Origin of the sequence: Bittarella massiliensis (ex Durand et al. 2017) (genome assembly GCF_009876955.1) — a bacterium.
GTDB classification, from domain to species: Bacteria; Bacillota; Clostridia; order Oscillospirales; family Ruminococcaceae; genus Bittarella; species Bittarella massiliensis.
This window is the reverse complement of sequence record NZ_WWVY01000001.1, coordinates 20,701-39,133: the sequence shown is the minus strand read 5'-3', so window position 1 is coordinate 39,133 and position 18,433 is coordinate 20,701. Positions and strand designations below refer to the sequence as shown.

14 protein-coding genes, 1 other RNA gene and 1 pseudogene are annotated in these 18,433 nt (G+C 64.9%); 6 read left to right on the top strand and 10 right to left on the bottom strand.

Annotated features, from left to right (window positions below; all coding sequences use genetic code 11):
* Positions 1–44: 44 nt before the first annotated feature.
* Entirely contained in the window at positions 45–1,397 is a 1,353-nt protein-coding gene (gene gdhA, locus GT748_RS00205; RefSeq protein WP_044993391.1) for an NADP-specific glutamate dehydrogenase, read from the bottom strand.
* A gap of 337 nt (positions 1,398–1,734) precedes the next feature.
* Between gdhA and GT748_RS00200 the strand changes: the two genes are divergently transcribed.
* A complete protein-coding gene (locus GT748_RS00200) occupies positions 1,735–2,235 on the top strand; it encodes a TM2 domain-containing protein (RefSeq protein ID WP_021661186.1) in 501 nt (166 codons plus the stop codon).
* 14 nt (positions 2,236–2,249) lie between these two features.
* Positions 2,250–2,595: RNase P RNA component class A (rnpB, locus tag GT748_RS00195), an RNA gene on the top strand.
* Positions 2,596–2,654: 59 nt separating this feature from the next.
* On the opposite strand, the gene GT748_RS00190 is transcribed toward rnpB, so the two are convergent.
* From GT748_RS00190 to GT748_RS15640, 5 genes and pseudogenes are all read right to left on the bottom strand, one after another.
* Positions 2,655–3,152 (bottom strand): hypothetical protein, encoded by a 498-nt coding sequence (locus tag GT748_RS00190; RefSeq protein ID WP_021661187.1) that lies wholly within the window; start codon positions 3,150–3,152, stop codon positions 2,655–2,657.
* Between the two features lie 181 nt (positions 3,153–3,333).
* Positions 3,334–3,636 (bottom strand): annotated as a pseudogene (gene tnpA / locus GT748_RS00185) (IS200/IS605 family transposase); the annotation flags it as partial.
* Between the two features lie 125 nt (positions 3,637–3,761).
* A complete protein-coding gene (locus GT748_RS00180) occupies positions 3,762–4,838 on the bottom strand; it encodes a nucleoside hydrolase (protein WP_161222296.1) in 1,077 nt (358 codons plus the stop codon).
* Between the two features lie 70 nt (positions 4,839–4,908).
* Positions 4,909–5,889, bottom strand: a complete 981-nt coding sequence (locus GT748_RS00175; RefSeq protein WP_021661191.1) for an ATP-binding protein — start codon at positions 5,887–5,889, stop codon at positions 4,909–4,911.
* Positions 5,890–5,892: 3 nt separating this feature from the next.
* Positions 5,893–6,840, bottom strand: coding sequence for a DnaD domain protein (locus GT748_RS15640; RefSeq protein ID WP_044993393.1), 948 nt, complete (start codon positions 6,838–6,840; stop codon positions 5,893–5,895).
* 217 nt (positions 6,841–7,057) lie between these two features.
* Here GT748_RS15640 and GT748_RS00165 point away from each other — a divergent pair, with 217 nt between their 5' ends.
* A complete protein-coding gene (locus tag GT748_RS00165) occupies positions 7,058–7,903 on the top strand; it encodes a PHP domain-containing protein (protein WP_081693079.1) in 846 nt (281 codons plus the stop codon).
* 1 nt (position 7,904) lies between these two features.
* Positions 7,905–8,159, top strand: coding sequence for a TIGR03905 family TSCPD domain-containing protein (locus GT748_RS00160; RefSeq protein WP_021661194.1), 255 nt, complete (start codon positions 7,905–7,907; stop codon positions 8,157–8,159).
* 112 nt (positions 8,160–8,271) lie between these two features.
* On the opposite strand, the gene GT748_RS00155 is transcribed toward GT748_RS00160, so the two are convergent.
* The 4 genes from GT748_RS00155 to GT748_RS00140 all read right to left on the bottom strand — a co-directional run bounded on the left by GT748_RS00155 (position 8,272) and on the right by GT748_RS00140 (position 13,778).
* Positions 8,272–9,036, bottom strand: coding sequence for an SDR family NAD(P)-dependent oxidoreductase (locus tag GT748_RS00155; protein ID WP_205301326.1), 765 nt, complete (start codon positions 9,034–9,036; stop codon positions 8,272–8,274).
* Between the two features lie 633 nt (positions 9,037–9,669).
* The gene (locus GT748_RS00150; protein ID WP_021661198.1) at positions 9,670–11,550 is read right to left on the bottom strand and encodes an ABC transporter ATP-binding protein; all 1,881 of its coding nucleotides are present in this window, start codon (positions 11,548–11,550) and stop codon (positions 9,670–9,672) included.
* A 1-nt stretch (position 11,551) separates the two neighbouring features.
* Positions 11,552–13,273 (bottom strand): ABC transporter ATP-binding protein, encoded by a 1,722-nt coding sequence (locus tag GT748_RS00145; RefSeq protein WP_021661199.1) that lies wholly within the window; start codon positions 13,271–13,273, stop codon positions 11,552–11,554.
* The gene (locus GT748_RS00140) at positions 13,266–13,778 is read right to left on the bottom strand and encodes a MarR family winged helix-turn-helix transcriptional regulator (RefSeq protein ID WP_021661200.1); all 513 of its coding nucleotides are present in this window, start codon (positions 13,776–13,778) and stop codon (positions 13,266–13,268) included. Before GT748_RS00140 ends, GT748_RS00145 begins: the two co-directional genes overlap by 8 nt.
* Positions 13,779–14,086: 308 nt before the next feature.
* On the opposite strand from GT748_RS00140, the gene GT748_RS00135 reads away from it, so the two are divergent.
* Entirely contained in the window at positions 14,087–15,220 is a 1,134-nt protein-coding gene (locus GT748_RS00135; RefSeq protein WP_021661202.1) for an SIS domain-containing protein, read from the top strand.
* A gap of 424 nt (positions 15,221–15,644) precedes the next feature.
* Positions 15,645–18,410 (top strand): hypothetical protein, encoded by a 2,766-nt coding sequence (locus GT748_RS15115; RefSeq protein WP_192927519.1) that lies wholly within the window; start codon positions 15,645–15,647, stop codon positions 18,408–18,410.
* Positions 18,411–18,433: the final 23 nt, after the last annotated feature.

Genomic DNA, 18,433 nt, shown 5'->3' with positions numbered 1-18,433 from the left:
CGCGGGGGGCGGTTGTCAATCGCCCGCCGGGCGGGAGAGACGCCCTAGTAGGCGACCCCCTGGGCCAGCATGGCGTCGCAGACCTTGGTGAAGCCGGCGATGTTGGCCCCCACCACCAGGTTGCCCTGGCGGCCGTACTTCTCGGCGGCCTCGTAGGCGCTGTGGAAGATGCCCACCATGATGCCCTGCAGCTTCTGGTCCACCTCTTCGGCGCTCCAGCTGTAGCGCATGGAGTTCTGGCTCATCTCCAGCCCGGAGGTGGCCACCCCGCCGGCGTTGGCGGCCTTGGCGGGCCCAAAGAGGACCCCCGCCTGCAGGAAGGCCTCCACGGCCTCGGGGGTGGAGGGCATGTTGGCCCCCTCGGCCACGGCCATCACCCCGTTTTTGATGAGGGCGGCCGCGCCGTCGGCGTCCAGCTCGTTCTGGGTGGCACAGGGGAGGGCGATGTCGCAGGGGGTGTTCCAGATGCCGCGGCTGCCCTCGGTGTAGGTGGCGCCGGAGACCCGGGCGGCGTACTCGCGGATGCGCCCGCGCTCCACCTCTTTGATCTGCTTGATGACCGCCAGGTCGATGCCCCGCTCGTCGACGATGTAGCCGGCGGAGTCGGAGAGGGCGATGACCTTGGCCCCCAGCTCGGTGGCCTTCTGGGCGGCGTAGATGGCCACGTTGCCCGAGCCGGAGATGACCACCGTCTTCCCGGCGAAGGAGTCGCCCTTCATCTTGGCGAGCATCTCCTGGGTGAAGTAGCACAGGCCGTAGCCGGTGGCCTCGGTGCGCACCAGGCTGCCCCCGTAGGTGAGGCCCTTGCCGGTGAGGACGCCGGTGAACTCGTTTTTCAGCCGCTTGTACTGGCCGAAGAGGTAGCCCACCTCCCGCGCGCCCACGCCGATGTCCCCGGCGGGCACGTCGGTGTCGGGGCCGATGTGGCGGTAGAGCTCGGTCATAAAGCTCTGGCAAAAGCGCATGATCTCCAGGTCGGACTTGCCCTTGGGGTCAAAGTCGGAGCCGCCCTTGCCGCCGCCCATGGGCAGCCCGGTCAGGCTGTTTTTGAACACCTGCTCAAAGCCCAGGAACTTGATGACCGAGGCGTTGACGGTGGGGTGCAGCCGCAGGCCGCCCTTGTAGGGGCCGATGGCCGAGTTGAACTGGACCCGAAAGCCCCGGTTGACCCGCACCCTGCCGCCGTCGTCCACCCAGGGGACGCGAAAGACGATCATCCGCTCGGGCTCGACCATCCGCTCGATCACGCCCCACTTCTCGATTTCCGGCCGGGCCTGGATCACCGGCTCCAGGGACTCCAACACCTCGCGCACGGCCTGCAAAAATTCCGGCTCCCCGGCATTTCTCTTGCAGACGGCGTCGTAGACTGTGGTGAGGTACTCGCTTTGAAAGGACATACTCATTTCCTCCTTCTTCTCCCCGCAGGGTGTGCTTTCATACTTTATATCGGTACAGTATGGAGTTATTGTACTGCGGGAAACCCCGCCAATGCAACTATTTTTGCGAGAAAGCCGCCAATTGCCGCCACTTTCAGAGCATTTTATAGTTCACCGGGCGGCAAACCGGCTTTGCTTTGTGAAAAATTGCAAGGACCGGGCACCCCAAATTGCAAAGTGGCGGTTTGGCTTGCGAACGGGCCGAACTCCTGCTATAATAGACACGCTCGAAACAGCGTGACAACTGCAAACGACACAACGGCGGGCGGCAAGGCCCGCGCGCGAAAGGAACATCGCTATGACCTGTAAACAGTGCGGCGCATACCTCCCCGACGACGCCACCTTCTGCCCGGTCTGCGGCTGTGCCAAAGACCCCGGCCAGGGGGCCGGGGCGCAGCAGCAAGCCGGCGGGTACCAGCAACAGGGGCAGCCCTATCAGCAGTCCTACCAGCAGCAGGGCCAGGGGTATTACCAGCAGCAGGGCGGCCAGGGGCACTACTGCAGCACCTGCAACAACTTCCTGCCCGCAGGCACCGCCGTCTGCCCCTACTGCGGGGCGCGCCAGTACGTGCCGGGCTACCCCCAAAAGTCCAAGGTGGCGGCCGGGGTGCTGGGCATCCTCCTGGGCGGTTTCGGCGCCCACAACTTCTACCTGGGCTACACCGGCAAGGCGGTCTTGCAGTTGGTTTTGACCCTGTGCAGCTGCGGCATCGCCAGCCTCTGGGGCTTTATCGAGGGGATCTTGATCCTCACCGGCTCCATTGCAACCGACGCCAACGGCGTCCCCCTGAGCAACTGATCTTTGTTTTCCAGCGAGTAGACCATGTGGCGGCGCGCGAGGCTCGAAAGGGCCCGCGTGAGGAAAGTCCGGGCTCCATCGGGCAAGGGTAACTGCTAACGGCAGCCGAAGGCGACTTTAGGGAAAGTGCAACAGAAAGAAACCGCCGGGGTCCCCCCGGTAAGGATGGAAAGGCGAGGTAAGAGCTCACCAGCGCACAGGAGACTGTGCGGCTCTGTAAACCCTACCCGGAGCAACACCGCACAGAGGGCAGATGGGCGCCCGACCCGTCCTCGACAAGGTGGCTAGAGCTGCGCGGCGACGCGCAGTCGAGATAGATCGTCACACATGACAGAACCCGGCTTATGGTTTAGTCGCTTGAAAAAGGCCCGGCGCACAGCGAGAGCGGCGCGCCGGGCTTTTCTTCTGTGCGGCCGCCGTCAGGGAAACCGGGCGGCAAAGCGGCCCGAGCGCTTCAGGGTCGCCGAAAAGAGATAGAAGCGGACCGGCTCCTCCCCCTGTGCGGGGAAGGAGGCGCTGCCCCTGTCGCGGTCAAAGAGGGTGCACCGCCAGGGAAACAGCTCCTCGCTGGACAGGGGGCTGCCGTCAAACAGTTCCTGGAAGGCGGCCTTCTGGCCGGTCAGGTCCGCGGCGCAGGCCTCCTTCAGCTCGCCCCCCTCAAACAGCTCCTGCTGAAACTGCACCGTCACCGCTTCGCCCCGGCGGTACATCTGGGTGAGGCGGAAGGGCACCCCCTCCACCGCAAAGGGGATGTCGAGGGCGCGGCCCTGCCCCTCCTCCAGGGCGGGCAGGGCGATGAAGTCCTCGCCGCCGTCCCGCCCGCAGGTGACGCACAGCCCCCAGAAGCGGACGGCCGTCACCCGCTCCCCCGCGGGCATCCCCTGGGGGACATAGACCTCCGCCCACCGCTCCTTCATCGCGCACCGCCTCCTCTCACCAAGAGATACGGATGCGGGGGGCCGTTTGTCACCGCCCGCCCCCCTCTCCGCCAATAGAAACCCACCAGCAAAGCTGGTGGTTCTGCATATGCGGGCAAAGCCCTAGGTTACTAGCCACGCCTCAAGGCGTTGGTACGGCCTGCCACTTGCGAGGGGATTCTTACCTGCTACCCGTAAACGGGTCCACGTATTCTTTTATTGTCAGCTGGTCTGCGACTTGGTCCTCTTTGAGTTGATTTTGGATATACTCCGCTATCTTTTTCGCATTCTTGCCTGCGGTGTCAACATAATACCCCCGACACCAAAACTGCCGGTTGCCATATTTGTACTTTAGATTTGCATGTCGCTCAAAAATGATCAAGCTGCTTTTTCCCTTGAGAAATCCTACGAAACTGGAAACGCTCATTTTAGGCGGTATCTCTACAAGCATATGGATATGGTTGGGGCATACTTCCACTTCTATATTTGCAAGGAGGTTCTATTTTTTTTGCATCGCTAAAGCTTTTCTGAACCCCCGGCACAGCCGGGGGTTTTCTTGAACAAAAAAAGCGGCCTGTCCGCCGGACCGGCCGCAGGGGGCGCCGCCGCTCAACCGGCGGCATAAAAGTCCATCATTCGCAGGAGCATGGCCTGAAAGAGGGCGTTGTCCACCCTCAGGGCCAGCTGGCAGTTGCCCTCCTCCCCCTTCTTGGGGTTGGTGGCGGTGGTCTTTCCGTCGACTCCGGAGCCCGGTCTGGCCTGCACCCGCAGGTCGGCCGCCTGGGTGGTGACCACCGGCGGGTTGACCACGCTGGCCACGGCTAGGGCGTCGTTGAGGGTGAGGCCGGACTGGCTGCTCCGGGTGGCGGCGTAGTCGGCGATCCCCTTTAGCAGGGCGGAGGCGCGCCCCTCCTTTTCCAGGAGGACCGCCAAGTTGTCCTGGCTCAAATAGGTCTTTGTGGTGACGTCGAGCCCCACGACGGTGAGGGGGACGCCGCTGGCCAGCACCACCTGCCAGGCCTCGGGATCGCTGTACACGTTGAACTCGGCCTGGGCGGTGATGTTGCCCCCGCTGAGGCTGCTGCCCATGACGGTGATCTTCGCCAGGTACTGGGGCAGGTCGGGGTATTTTTGCAGGGCGGTGGCGACGTTGGTGAGGGGGCCCAGGGCGATGACCTGCAGCTCTCCCCCGGCGGCCACCGCCTCCTGGTAGAGCCGGTCCCAGGCGGGCAGGCTGTCAAACGCCCTGCCGGGATCGGGCAGCTTGACCCCGCCCAGGCCGTTGCTGCCGTGGGCGTACTCGGCGGTGACCGCCTCCCTCGAGAGGGGGGCCGCCGCCCCCTGGGAGCCCGGGCAGTCGATCCCCAGGTAGGCGCAGAGGGCCAGGGCGTTGGGGCCGGTGTGGGCGAGGGGGGCGTTGCCCTGCACCGCGCAGACGGCGCGGATGGCAAGCTGCTCACAGCTGGCGGCCAGGGCCAGGGCATAGGCGTCGTCGGTCCCGGGGTCGCAGTCGATGACCACCGGGACAGGGCCGGTCACCGGCTTCCCCAGCGGCAGGTTTTGGCGATCGCCCCCTGCGTCCAGGGGAAGGGCGTCCTCCTTCGCCGGGGGGCCGCCGCAGCCGCTCAGCAGCAGGGCGCAGGTCAGCAGGGCGGCGGCCGCCCCTTTCCAGAGACTTCTCTTCATGGTGGGTCCCTCCTTTTGCAACGGGGGCCGCCCTCTCCCGCTGGGGAAAAGGCGGCCCTATCCACGGCCTTTAAAGACCGTTTTTCATGGCCAGCCGCACGTCGCTGCCCACAAAGCGGACGTCCACGTAGGAGCCCGCCAGGCGGGAGGTGATGCGGTCGGTGTAGGCTTGGGAGATCTCGGCAAAGGTGAGGTTGGTGTTGACGATGGTGGGCCGCCCGGCGGAGAGCCGGGTGTTGACCAGGGTGTAGAGGGTGGAGACGGCAAAGGGGGTGGAAAACTCGCTGCCCAGGTCGTCGAGGATGAGCAGGTCGCAGCCCAGCAGGGAGGCCAGGGTGTCCCCCTGCCGGTCGGCGCCGAACTTCTCTCTTTCCAGGATGGCGACAAAATTGCCGAAGCTGCCGTAGAGGACGGAAAATCCCCTCTGGATGACCTGGCTGGCAATGGCCAGGGAGAGGTGGGTCTTGCCCAGCCCGGTGGCCCCCATCATCAGCAAGTTGGGGCTGTGCAGGCCAAAGTGGGCGGCGTAGTCCTTACAGTAGGCCAGCACCTCCCCCATCACCTCAAAGGGGGTGTCGCCGGGGCGGCCCTCCCTGCTGTAATAGCGCAGGTCAAAACTGTCGAAGGAGCACAGCCGTAGCCCCGACTGGCGGTTGATGCGCTCGGCCTCCACCTGGCGCAAAAGGGCGCCGTAGCAGTGGCAGCGGCGGTTGCCCACCACGCCGGTGTCCTGGCAGTCGGGGCAGGTGAAGGGGGGCTTGAGGTAGTCCTCCGGCCAGCCGTTTTCCCGCAGGAGGCGGGCCTTCTCCTCGGCGAGGGCGGCCCCCCGCTGGCGCAGCCCCTCCAGCAGTTCCCCCCGGTCGGCGCCGGCGGAGATGACGGCCTTGGCCACCCCGGCCCCGGTGCGGCGCAGCTCCCCGTCCACCTGGGCCAGGCGGGGGCACCGCTCGTAGCACTCCCGCCGGCGGCGGGCCTGCTCCTCAAAGGCGGCGCGGCGGCGCTGGGACAGGAGCTGGTGGACCCGGTCGTAGACGGCTTTTTCGTAGGCCATGGGCTATTCCCCCTCTCTCTTTTTGGCGGTCGGCAGGCGGGTGCGGGACTGGTCCAGGGCGGCGACGTCGAAGGAGGGGGCAAACCCCTTCCCCCTGTTGCCGGGGGCGGCGGGCCGCTGCTCGGCCTGCACCTCCCCCAGGGTGCGGTAGCCCTTGAGGTACCAGGACTTGAGGATGGAGTGGATGTAGGAGAAGAGCACCTTGCCCTTGCGGTCGACGCAGATCTCATAGGCCGCCTTCACCACCTCGTCGGGGAAGCCGTACTCCTCCAGCCAGGTGTAGCAAAACTGCTCCTCCTTCTTGGTGAGGACCCGGTCGTGGATACCGAAGAGGGCGCGCACCCGCTCCTGCGCGTCCCGGCTGCGCAGCAGCTTTTGGATGTGGGCGTCCGCCTTCTCCACCGTGTCGATGCCGCTCTCCAGCCAGCCGATGCCGGTGCGCTCGATATAGCCCACCTTGCAGCGGCCCACCGAGCGGCAGTAGCCCACCAGCATGAGGATCACCGCCACCGGCAGCCCGTGCAGGGCGTGGAGGCTGACGAGCATGTTGGCCTCGGTGGGGGAGATGGGGCGGCCGAAGACCGACTGGCACTCCCCCAACAAAAACTGCACCTCTTCGCTGTCGGCGGCGATGGCGTTGACCTCCTGCCGGGAGAGGCGGGTGGTGGTGCCGATGGCGGCGGTCTTGACCGGCTCGGCCTGGGGGGCCGGGGCCTCGCTGCGCACCAGCAGCCCCTGGCCGGCCCACCACTCCAGCGCCCGGTCCACCTGCAGCACGCTCAGCCCCAACTGCTGGGAGAGTTCCAGCGGGGCGATGGTGGCGGGCTGGGCGGCGAGGATGTGGCAGAACACCTGGGCCATCTCCTGCGGGCAGCCGGCGGCCATCAGCTGCAGCGCCCGCTGCGGGACGGCGGCGGCCTGGGCGTAGGACTGGTAGTTGAGCTGGTACACGGCGGGCGACCCCCTTTCTGCTTGCATTGCGGAGCGGCGGCCCCGTTTATCTGCCTTCTATTATACGGGAGGGGGCGGGGTTTGTCCAAACCTATTTTTCCCTGCTGCGGCAAAGAAGGGGGGCGAAAAATCGGCCGCGCCCTCCCCTCTGGACTTTTTTGGGCTTTTGTCGTATACTTTTTGGGAAATCCATATCGAAGAGAGGGGGCGGGGCGTCGTGTCCGCCGATCTGCACTGCCACAGCCGGTTTTCCGACGGGGCCATGGAGATCCCGCAACTGCTGAAACTGGCCCGCCAGGCAGGGCTTGACCACCTGGCCATCACCGACCACGAGACCTTTCACGGCTACGACTACGCCGCCGAGCTGGCGGCGGGATACGGCCTGAAAATCATCAAGGGGATCGAGCTGTCCGCCCGGGACCCGGCCAACGGCCGCAGCGTGCACGTTCTGTGCTACCTGCCCCGGGACACCGCGGAGATCGAGGCCCTCTGCGAGCGGACCCGGCGGGCGCGGATGAAGGCCGGCTTCGTCATGGCCCGGCGGCTCTGCGCCCTCTACCCCCAGCTGACGCTGGAGGAGATCTTCGCCCGCAGCTACGACAGCGAGTGCCTCTACAAACCCCACATGATGCAGGCCCTGCAGCAAAAGGGGGTGGCCGAGGATGCCCGCTACGGCGGCCCCCTCTTCCACCAGCTCTTTGACCCCGGCACCGGAAGCTGCTTTGAGCCCATCGACTACCCCAGTGTCTACGAGGTGCTGGAGATCGCCCGCCGCAGCGGCGGCTGGGTGGTGTTGGCCCACCCCTCGGTCTACCGGAGCATGGAGCTGGCCGAGGCCCTCTGCCGGGAGGGGACCGTGGACGGGCTGGAGATCGACCACCCTCGCAATACCGAGGCGGACAAGGCCCGGCTGCGGCAACTGGCGGCGGAATACGGGCTGCTGGTCACCGGCGGGACCGACTTTCACGGCCACGCCCCCCAAAAGGACAACCCGCTGGGCACCGGCAACACCGCCGGCGACCAGCTGGAAATCATACTGAAAGGCAAAAAGGAGAGACTGTAAAATGAAACACACCTATATCCCCAAAGGCGTCTGCTCCCGTCAGATCACCATCGACGTGGAGGACGGGATCATCAAGAGCGTGGAGTTCGTGGGCGGCTGCGCCGGCAACACCGCCGGGGTGTCCAAGCTCTGCGTCGGCCGCAAGGTGGACGACGTGATCGAGCTGCTGCGGGGCACCCAGTGCCGCAACGGCACCTCCTGCCCCGACCAGCTCTCCTACGCGCTGGAAGAGACCAAGGAGCTGGTGGGCGCCTAAAGGCGGCCCACAGGCGGCAAAAGGGGGCGGGCCCTCTCCTCTGTGGAGAAGGGCCCGCCCCCTTTGTTTGCCCCGTTGGCCCCCCGCTCGTGCGAGGGCGGAGGAGCAGGGGTCACAGATACCGCTGCACCGACTTGGTCCAGCCCCACATCACCGCCCTTTGGGGGAGGAGTTTGGCGACCAGGTGCATCCACTTGACATAGAGGGTGCAGACCGACTGGTCCCGGCCCCGCTCGGCGTCTTTCAGGGCCTTGCGCGCCACGGGGGCAGGGGGCACCAGGCCGGGATAGCGCACCTTCACGCCCCCCACCTCCCGGGCCAGCATCCCGGTGTCCACCCAGCCGGGGCAGACGGCGGTGACAGTGAGCCCCGTCCCCCGCATCTCCGCGTGCAGCGCCCGGGTATAGCTGCGGACAAAGGCCTTGGACGAAGCGTAGAGGTTGAGGTAGGGCACCGGCTGAAAGGCCGACTGGGAAGCGATGTTGAGGATGTGCCCCCCCGCCGCCATAAAGGGGAGGCAGACCGCGCAGAGGGAGGTCACCGCCGTGCAGTTGACGGCCACCAGCCGGGCCGCCTGCTCCGGCGAAAAGCGGCCGGTGGGGGCCAGCTCCTCCCCCACGCCGGCGCTATTGACCAGGTAGGCGACGGCGCACCGCTGCTCCTGCAACCGGCGCTCCAGCGCCTGGGCGCTCTCCGCTGCAGCCAGGTCCAGGGACAGGGGGACGATCCGCTCCCCCCAGCGGGCCCTCAAGGCGGCCAGCTTCTCCCCGTCTCGGGCGACACACCAGATCTCGTCCAGCAGCCTCTCCGTCAACTGCTCGACAAAGGCGCGGCCGAGGCCGCCGCTGGCCCCGGTGACAATGGCAATGGTCTTCAAAATCGCTCCCCCTCTTTCCTCTTGGTGCTGCCCCGCCGTCAACGGCCGGGGCCAGCTTCTCCCCCTATCCTACACCCGCGGGCCGAAAAAGGAAAGCGGGGCCGGTCGGCTGGGGGACGAGTTGGAGAAAGAAGGAGCCCGACGGCGGAAAGGGTGCCGACTGCGCGACCCCCTCCGGCCACCCTTTCACCTACAAACGGGGGTGGGTCTTGCCTCCCGGGATAGACGGCCCGGCGTCTCCCCGCGCCCCGTGCTCCGCCGCCCGGGAAGATGGTCCGCTGGCGCGGGGTGTACCCAACGCCTTCCAGCGGCCTGAACCATGGAGAGGGGCCACCCCCCTTTTTGGCGGCGGAGGGCCCTCATCGAAGACAGAAAGCTCCTCCTCTGTGCCCCGCCCTTGCCGGAAAACACCGAATACCGCGAAGGGCGCTCCCCCTCCGTCAAGAGGCGGGCACCGGCGGCCCGGGAAAGAGCCCCACAGGCGCAAAAACGCCCCCCATTCATCTGTGGTCATGCCGCAGATGAACGGGGGGCGCCGTGCGCGGCCGCCACATGCCCTTCGGGCAGAGGCCAGGCCTGCGCACCGGGTTTTCGCCGGTTTAGGGGCCCGTTTGAATCGGGGCCCGTCTCCCTCTACTCCAGCTCAAACTGGCCGGTGTAGAGCTGGTAGTACTTGCCCTTCTGGGCCAACAGCTCGTCGTGGCTGCCCCGCTCGATGATCTCGCCGTGCTCCAGCACCATGATGCAGTTGGAGTTGCGGACGGTGGAGAGCCGGTGGGCGATGACAAAGACGGTGCGCCCCTGCATCAGCCGGTCCATCCCCTTTTCGATCAGGGCCTCGGTGCGGGTGTCGATGGAGGAAGTGGCCTCGTCGAGGATCAGCACCGGCGGGTTGGCCACCGCCGCCCGGGCAATGGCCAGCAGCTGCCGCTGCCCCTGGGAGAGGTTGGCCCCGTCGGAGTGGAGCATGGTGTCATACCCCTGGGGCAGGTGGCGGATGAAGCCGTCGGCGTTGGCCAGCTTGGCCGCCTCCTCCACCTGCTCGTCGCTGGCGTGGAGGTTGCCGTAGCGGATGTTCTCCCGCACCGTGCCGGTGAAGAGGTGGGTGTCCTGCAGCACCATGGCCAGGCTGCGGCGGAGGTCGGCCTTCTTGATTTTGCCGATGTTGATGCCGTCGTAGCGGATCTTGCCGTCGGGCACGTCGTAAAAGCGATTGATGAGGTTGGTGATGGTGGTCTTGCCCGCCCCGGTGGAGCCCACAAAGGCGATCTTCTGCCCGGGGTTGGCGTAGAGGGTCACGTGGTTGAGGACGGTCTTTTTCTCATCGTAGCCAAAGGTCACGTCGTCAAACTGCACGTCCCCCCGCAGCCAGGTGTAGGTCAGGGTGCCGTCGCCGTGGGGGTGCTTCCAGGCCCATTTGCCGGTGTGGTGGTCGCACTCCACGATTTCGCCGTTCGGCCCCTCCTCGGCAAAGACCAGCTGCACGTAGCCGTCGTCGGCCTCGGGCTCCTCGTCGATGACCTCGAAGATCCGCTCGGCCCCGGCCAGGGCGGCGAGGATGACGTTGAACTGCTGGGAAATCATGGTGATGGGGTGGGAGAAGGAGCGGGTGTACTGCAAGAAAGAGGCCACCGACCCCAGGTCCATCCCCCCGGTGATCACCAGAAAGGCGCCCACCGCGGCGGTCATGGCGTAGTTGACGTAGGAGAGGTTGCCCATGATGGGCATCAGGATGTTGGCAAAGGTGTTGGCGTTGGTGGCCGCCTGGCGAAGGTTCTCGTTGCGGCGGGCAAACTCGCCCTTGACCTCCTCCTCGTGGCAGAAGACCTTGACCACCTTCTGGCCCTCGATCATCTCCTCGATGTAGCCGTTGACGCTCCCCAGCTCCTTCTGCTGCACCTTGTAGAAGTGGGCGCTGCGCTTGGTGACAAACTTGATGATGACAAACATCACCGCCAGCATGCAAACGATCAGCAGCGTCAGCAGGGGGCTGAGCACCAGCATCATGGTGAAGGTGCCCACCACCGTCACCGTGGAGGTGATGAGCTGGGTGACCCCCATGGTGAGGGCCTCCCGCAGGGTGTCCACGTCGTTGGTGAAGCGGCTCATGGTCTCGCCGTGGGTGCGGGTGTCAAAGTAGCGGATGGGCAGGTCCTGCAGGTGCTCGAACAGGTCCTTGCGGATCTCGTTGAGGGTGCCGGTGGAGACCAGCATCATCATCCGGTTGGTGCCAAAGGTGCAGGCCGCCCCGCAAAGGTAGACCGCCCCCATGGTGCACAGCAGCCGGATCAGGGGGCCGAAGTCGGGGTTGGCCGCGCCAATGAGGGGGATGATCCCCTCGTTGATGACCGGCTTGAGCAGGTAGTTGCCCACCACCCCGGCCCCCGAGCTGACAGCCACAGTGAAGAGCACCAACAGCAGCATCCACTTGCGGTGGAGCATGTAGCCGAAGATGCGGCCCAGGGTCTTTTTGGCGTTTTTGGGTTTTTGAAAATTGGTGCGCGGTCTCGGCATCCTAGGCCACCCCCTTCTGCTGGGACTCGTAGACGTCCCGGTAAATCTCGCTCGTCTTCATCAGCTCGTCGTGGGTCCCCACGGCCGCGATCTTCCCGCCGTCCATGACGATGATCTGGTCGCAGTCGCAGACCGAGGTGATCCGCTGGGCGATGATGATCTTGGTGGTCCCCGCCAGATCGGTGGCAAAGGCCTGGCGGATCCTGGCGTCGGTGGCGGTGTCCACGGCGCTGGTGGAGTCGTCGAGGATGAGGATCTTCGGCTTTTTCAGCAGCGCCCGGGCAATGCAAAGGCGCTGTTTCTGCCCGCCGGAGACATTGACGCCCCCCTGCCCCAAATCAGTGTCGTACCCGTCGGGGAAGGACTGTACAAAGTCGTCGGCCTGGGCGGCCTGGGCGGCGGCCACGATCTCCTCGTCGCTGGCCTCCCCGTCGCCCCACTTCAGGTTGTCGCGGATGGTGCCGGAGAAGAGGACGTTTTTCTGCAGCACCATCCCCACGGCCTGGCGCAGCTCGGCGATCTTGTAGTCGCGCACGTCCCGGCCGCCCACCAGGATGCGGCCCTCGCTCACGTCGTAGAGGCGGGGGATCAGCTGCACCAGGGTGCTCTTGGCGCTGCCGGTGCCGCCGATGATCCCCACCATCTGCCCGGAGGCGATGTGGAGGTCGATCCCCTCGAGCACCTTCTCGGAAGCGTCCTTATTGTACTTGAAGGAGACGTTTTCAAAGTCGATGGAGCCGTCGGCGGCCTGGGCCTCGCCGCTGCCGTCCTGGATGTCCGGCTCCTCGGCCAGCACGTCGGAGATGCGCTGGAGGGAGGCCCGGCTCATCACCAGGTTGACAAAGACGTTGGCGATCATCATCAGGGACATGAGGATCTGGTTGACATAGCTGACAAAGCTGATGAGCTCGCCCGTCTGCATGTTGCCCACCACGATCTTCTGCCCGCCGAACCAGAGGATGGCCACGATGCAGCTGTAAACGGTCAGCTGCATCACCGGCATGTTCCAGTTGAGGATCCGCTCGGCCTTGCGCTGGGCGGCGGTGAGGGCGTCGTTGGCGTTTTTGAACTTGCCCTTCTCAAACTCGGAGCGGGCGAAGGCCTTCACCACCCGGATGGCGATGAGGTTTTCCTGCACCGAGGCATTGAGGTTGTCGTAGCGGTCGAGCATCTTGCGAAATTGGGGGTAGGCCTTGACGGCGATCAGGGCCAGCAGGCTGGCGAGGATGGGGATGGCCACCAGGAACACCAGGGCCAACTCTCCGTTGATCTGCACCGCCATGATGGTGGCCCCCACCAGCATCACCGGGGCGCGCACCAGCATGCGGATGGTCATCATAAAGGCCATCTGAATGGTCTGCACGTCGGTGGTCAGCCGGGTGATGAGGGAGGCGGTGCTGAATTTGTCCACGTTGGCAAAGGAGAAGGACTGCACCTTCTCAAACAGCCCCCGCCGCAGCTCGCTGCCAAAGCCCATGCCGGCCATGGAGGCGAAGCGGGAGCTGGTGGCCCCGAAGCAGAGCCCCAGAATCGCCATCAGCACCATCATCCCCCCGGTGCGCAGCACGTAGTCCATGTCCCCGGTATTGATGCCCACGTCCACGATCTTGGACATGTAGTAGGGGATGCGGATCTCCAGCAGCACCTCGAAGATGACCGAGATGGGCGCCAGGATCATGTACAAACGGTATTTTTTCGTGTAGGGTGCCAGTTGTCTAACCATCCTTTTCCTCCTCTTGTTCTACTTGGTGGCGCAGGGAGCGGGCCGTGTCCATCAGCTCCCGCCAGGGGCGGTCGCGGTACTCGCTGCCCAGGTTGTCGATCATCCGCTCCAGAAGGCCCTGCAGCTCCTCCAGCTCCTGCGGGGTGAACCCGGCAAACAGCCGCTCGTCCACCTGGTCAAAGGCCGCCCGGCTGGAGGCGGCGTAGGCCCGCCCCTTCTCGGTGACGTGCAGCCGGGTGCAGCGCAGGTCCTCGGGGTCGCTGTGCTTCTCCACCAGCCCGTGCTTTTGCAGCCGCTTGACCGAGGTGGCGATGGAGGGGGCGGAGATGCGCATCCACGCGGCCAGCTCCTTCTGGGTGCAGAGGTCGTGGTCCATGATGTTTTCGAGGATGGGCAGCTGCCCGAAGTAGAGGCCGTTTTCCAGCGCGGCCCGGCTGAGGTAGATGCGGTGGAGCACGTGCAGCCGGTTGATCCGCCAGACAATGTCTCTGAGTTTGTCTCCCATGAGTCTCTCCTCTCCTGCCGGCAGGGCGGCCGCCGTCTCCCCTGCCGGTGAGGGGGGCGCGGCGGCACACTATTTTGCCAGCTAAATGTAAACTGATTAATCGTTAATCAACTAATTGGTAGTGTATGCCCGATCCTCTAAAATGTCAACCGTTTTTTGTGGCTATTTTTCTCCCTCCTCCGCCAGAATCGACAAAAAGAGGCCCGAAATTTTGGCGGCCCCCTCCCCCTCATCTGTGCTATACTGATTAGGAATATGAACCCAATCTCCGCCGTTACCCGGCGGAATTTTTAGGAGGTAACGCCACCATGGACAAAAAACAGTACGACAGCGCCGGCGCACGCCAGAGCCGCTACACCCCCGAATTCGGCAAATTGATTTTGCAGAACATGGCCGCCCCCAAAATCAGCGAGGTCATCCCCGCGGAGGAGCTGCTGGCCGTTCACAGGGTCTACATCACCGGCTGCGGCGACTCCTATCTGGCCGGGCTCTCGGCCCTGCCGGCCTTCCAGGCCCTGTCGGGGGTCAAGTGCACCGCCGTCAAGGCCACCGACTTTGCCCGTCACCTCCCCGTCGAAAAGATCGAGGGCGCCCTGGTCATCGGCATCAGCATCTCGGGGACCGTCAGCCGGGTGGCCGAGTGCCTGCAGCGGGCGGTGAAACACGGCGGGGTCGCTCTGGCCATCTCCGACAACCCGGAGTCGCCGGTGGCCACCTCCGCCAACTACGTCCTCCCCCTGGGGATGCCCCAGCTCGAGCCCGCTCCCGGGGTCTGCTCCTACGTGGCCTCCACCCTGGCGCTGTTCTGCCTGGCCCACCACATCGGCCGGGTCAACGGCTCCAACGACCTCACCCACGAGCAGTTCACCGCCTGCATCACCGCACATCTCGACCAGGCGGCCGCCGCCCTGCCCGCAATGGAGGAGGCCTGCTTCGCCGCCGCCCAGGACCTGCAGAACTGCCGCGCCTTCGACTTTGTCTCCGACGGGGAGAGCCGCTCCACCGCCGTCTTCGGCCAGGCCAAGATGGTGGAGTTCTTCGGCGGTCTCGTCACCGGGGACGACTGCGAGGACTGGTGCCACATCAACTACTTCACCGAGGAGCCCTCCACCCTGGGCACCTTCATCACCATCTTCGCCGACTCGCCCTCCCTCTCCCGCACCAAGGAGCTGGTGCAGTGCGCGGTGAACATCGGCCGCAAGGTCTATGTCATCACCGACTGCGCCCCCGGCACCTTTGCCGAGGGGGCCCACATCATCGCCCTGCCCACCCCCGAACACACCTGGGTGCGGCCCATTGTCAGCCACCTGCCCTACGACTTCATCGGCGCCTTCATCTCCGAGCTCAAGGGCGCTCCCCCCTTCCGCGCCTACGAGGGGGCCGTCTGGCGCACCCCCGAGGGATCTTCCCATATCCGCGACAGCGAGATCGTGGTGCTGTAACCCCCTTTCCAAAGCCGATTGCCGGGGCAGGGCGGGCCTCCGGGCCCGCCCTGCGCCTTTTTGGTTTGGTTGCCTCTCTCCGCTGCAAGACGACGGGGCGCAAAAGGCGGATGGCAGATGCGGCGTTCCAAGTCCCTCTTCCAGTTAAAAAGCGCTGTTTTTTTCTTTTATTTTGTAGGATTCTTGTCATTTTTTGAGGAAGCCTGTATACTGTATAAAAAGTGTGCTTTTCCGTTCGGCTCATAGAAACGGTATGGCACAACGAAAAAGGAGAAAAACGACAAAAAAAGCGATTGATCTATCAAATCAATCGTCAAATAGGGCAATTTTATCTGCTGTCTCCAAAAGAACGGAAAAGCACACCTTCTTTGACGCCTCCCCTTACGCCCTGCCTTTTCTCTCCTTTAAAAGGAGGCTATTTTCTGTGAAACACGCGCGTCTCACCCTGCGGCACTGGGCTGGCGTCGCAGGGATCGCCCTGACCCTGTTGCTCCTCGCCGGCGTCCTGTGGCTCTCGCCCCTGGCGGCGGGGGACGAAGTTCCCCTCACCCCCGAAATGGGCACGCTAAAGGCGGGGACCACCTATGTCGTGCCGGCGGGAGAACGGGTCTCCATCGGCTCCAACGCCGATGCGGGCGACTGTCTGTACCCGGGGACCATCACCATCGAAAAAGGGGCCACCCTGATCGTCCGGGGAGAACTGGTCTGGGAAGAGGACGCCTCTCTGGAGGTAGAAGGTTCGGTCCGCTGCGAGGGCGACGGCCGAGTACTGCAGAAGCTGGGCCGCCTGAACATCCGAGAATCCGCCTCCATCGACCGGCTGGAGGTGTCGGGAATCAGCGCCATGGAAGCGGACCGCGGCGCGCCCTCGTCCGGCAACACCTACGTCAGCATCTCCGGCGGCCACGTGGGACAGTTGAACCTCTGCGCGGGGCGGCTGATCATCAGCGGCGGCACCGTCGGATCCCTCAAGGCCCAAACCGAAGTCCCCAGCTGTTCGGTCGGCTTCCTCCTCCAGTGCCAGGGCGGCGAGATCGGGACCTTGGACATACAGCTGCCGCAGGACCCCCCCGATGAGTTGTATCTGGCGGCCCATGTCGGCACCCTCATCATGCGGCCGGGCGACTACCAACTAAAACTCACAAATGCCGCCCGCGTGGACCAACTCCAACTCAGCGGCGGCGATGCGGGTTCTCCCCGCCTCATGGGAGAGGTGGGAAGCGCCTGCTCCATTGGCGCTCTCACGGCCGCCGGCGGGGGGATCGACGGGGCCGACGCCATCACCTGCAATCAAATCTACCTCAGCGGGGACGCCCGAGCCACCGGTCTTCTCACCGAAGCCGAGGGAGGGGTCTACCTCGCCGCCCAGGGGGGCAAGCAGCCCTCTTTCACCCCGAGCACGGGAGCCGCCAACCCCCTCTACCGCCGGGTAGAACTCACCGGCAATGCCGCCCAGGCAGTCTCCCTTTCGGCCCCATCGGGCAAGTCCATCTCCGGCCGGGGGGACTTTGACGGGTTTTACTGCAAAGAGGGGGATCAGGTCACCGTGACCTCCACTGGAAGCGACCCCCTCGACATCACCCGCAACAATATGTACCTAGCATTTTCAAATGGCAGCGCCACCTATACCGCATCCGCTGGTTTTGACCAGCTACAGGTAAAGTACGCGCCCCCGCTGTCGATAGGTATGACGCACACTGCCGGGACAGGGCGGGCCCAGTATACCTATGACCCGGTCACACACATCCTCATTCTCGAAAACAACTGTCGGCTCAGTGGGACGGTGCAGGAGGACGTGCACATTAAAGTTACGTCTGGGGCCGGATACATAGAGCTGAACAAAGTTGACCGGGGAGCGCACTGTGTCACGTTGGAACCCCTTATCCGACAAGAGGGAGAAACCGTCGGCATTTTTATTGGCCTTGATGGGGCAAGTCATCTCACTGCACTGTCCAGCAGCGCGGGTCCCCTATCCCTGGTAAAGGAAGCTCATGCCGTGGAGGATGGCCTCTTGACAGTAGACGGGGACCTGGCCGCTGCGGGGGCAATCAGTGCATCCAATATTCAGAATCTGATTTGCAAAAAAATCACCGCTCCAAGCGCCAGTTTGAATAACTGTATCGCCCTTTGCGACGGAATGGAGTCGACCAACGGCAGTATAAATCTCATCAATGGCAGCGATCTCACGGCAAATGGGCCCATTGTCCTTCGCTCACAAAACGAAAACCGCGCTCTCTCCATCACCTCTTCCCGTGTGAACGTCTGCGCGGCGGGAGAAACGCCCATCCAGTCAGACAGAAAGATCGTCATCACAGGCAATTCCCAGGTCACCGCCCGCGCCCTTCCCGTCAAGGGGGAGAACATCCCCCTTCCCGCCATTGCCACCGGCGGTGACCTCCTCCTCTTTGACGGGACACCTCTCTCTTCCGGGCAGGATCGATTCTTTTACGCCCTCTCCAGCGGGGGCGCTCCCGCTGTCCAGGCGGGCGGCGAGATCGCCTTCTCGCTGAAAACAGCCGACACCCCTCTCCCCACCATCGCCCGCCCCCAGGACGGGGAGATCATCCCCCTAGAGGGCGGCGGCCAGACCTTCGGCGTCGGCGATCGGCCCACCACTGACGTGCTGGTGGCCCCTGCCGGGCACTTCTACACCCTTGCGGTGGACGGGGGGAGCGGCTCGGACAACCAGCTCATCAGCCAGCCCGCCTACCTCACCGCCGACCCGGCCCCCGAGGGGATGGCCTTTGACCGCTGGGAGCTGGTGTCGGGCGAGGGCACTTTTGCCGACGCCACCGCCGCCAACACCGCTTTCACCGCCAGCGCCGAGGCCACCGTTCGCGCCCTCTACCGCGAGGCCCCGGTGGAGCCCGACCCCGACGAGCCGGTGACCCCTGACCCCGACGACCCAGTAAAACCCGATCCCGACGAGCCGACGCCCCCCGTCCCCGATGACCCGGTGGACCCAGCGCCGCCGGACGGCGGCGGGCAGACGCCCCCGACCCCGGACCCGGAGGAGGGCGATCCCTCCGGCGGCAATGCCGCGCCCCCGACCCAAGGGCCGGAGGACGGCGCTTCCCAGACGGGGGATGCCTCCGCCCTGCCCACCTGGCTGGCCATCCTCACCGCCTCCCTCCTCGTCGCGGTGCTCTGCAAACGACACTTTGCCGGCTGGAAACACCTGCAGCGGTAGGCGGCGATAGCACAAAGAGCCCC

Coding starts and splice junctions, on each gene's coding strand:
- GT748_RS00175 (WP_021661191.1), bottom strand. CDS start 5,889: ATGGCCTACGAAAAAGCCGTCTACGACCGGGTCCACCAGCTCCTGTCC.
- GT748_RS00150 (WP_021661198.1), bottom strand. CDS start 11,550: ATGCCGAGACCGCGCACCAATTTTCAAAAACCCAAAAACGCCAAAAAG.
- GT748_RS00160 (WP_021661194.1), top strand. CDS start 7,905: ATGAAACACACCTATATCCCCAAAGGCGTCTGCTCCCGTCAGATCACC.
- GT748_RS00200 (WP_021661186.1), top strand. CDS start 1,735: ATGACCTGTAAACAGTGCGGCGCATACCTCCCCGACGACGCCACCTTC.
- GT748_RS00140 (WP_021661200.1), bottom strand. CDS start 13,778: ATGGGAGACAAACTCAGAGACATTGTCTGGCGGATCAACCGGCTGCAC.
- GT748_RS00190 (WP_021661187.1), bottom strand. CDS start 3,152: ATGAAGGAGCGGTGGGCGGAGGTCTATGTCCCCCAGGGGATGCCCGCG.
- GT748_RS00180 (WP_161222296.1), bottom strand. CDS start 4,838: ATGAAGAGAAGTCTCTGGAAAGGGGCGGCCGCCGCCCTGCTGACCTGC.
- GT748_RS00135 (WP_021661202.1), top strand. CDS start 14,087: ATGGACAAAAAACAGTACGACAGCGCCGGCGCACGCCAGAGCCGCTAC.
- GT748_RS00145 (WP_021661199.1), bottom strand. CDS start 13,273: ATGGTTAGACAACTGGCACCCTACACGAAAAAATACCGTTTGTACATG.
- gdhA (WP_044993391.1), bottom strand. CDS start 1,397: ATGTCCTTTCAAAGCGAGTACCTCACCACAGTCTACGACGCCGTCTGC.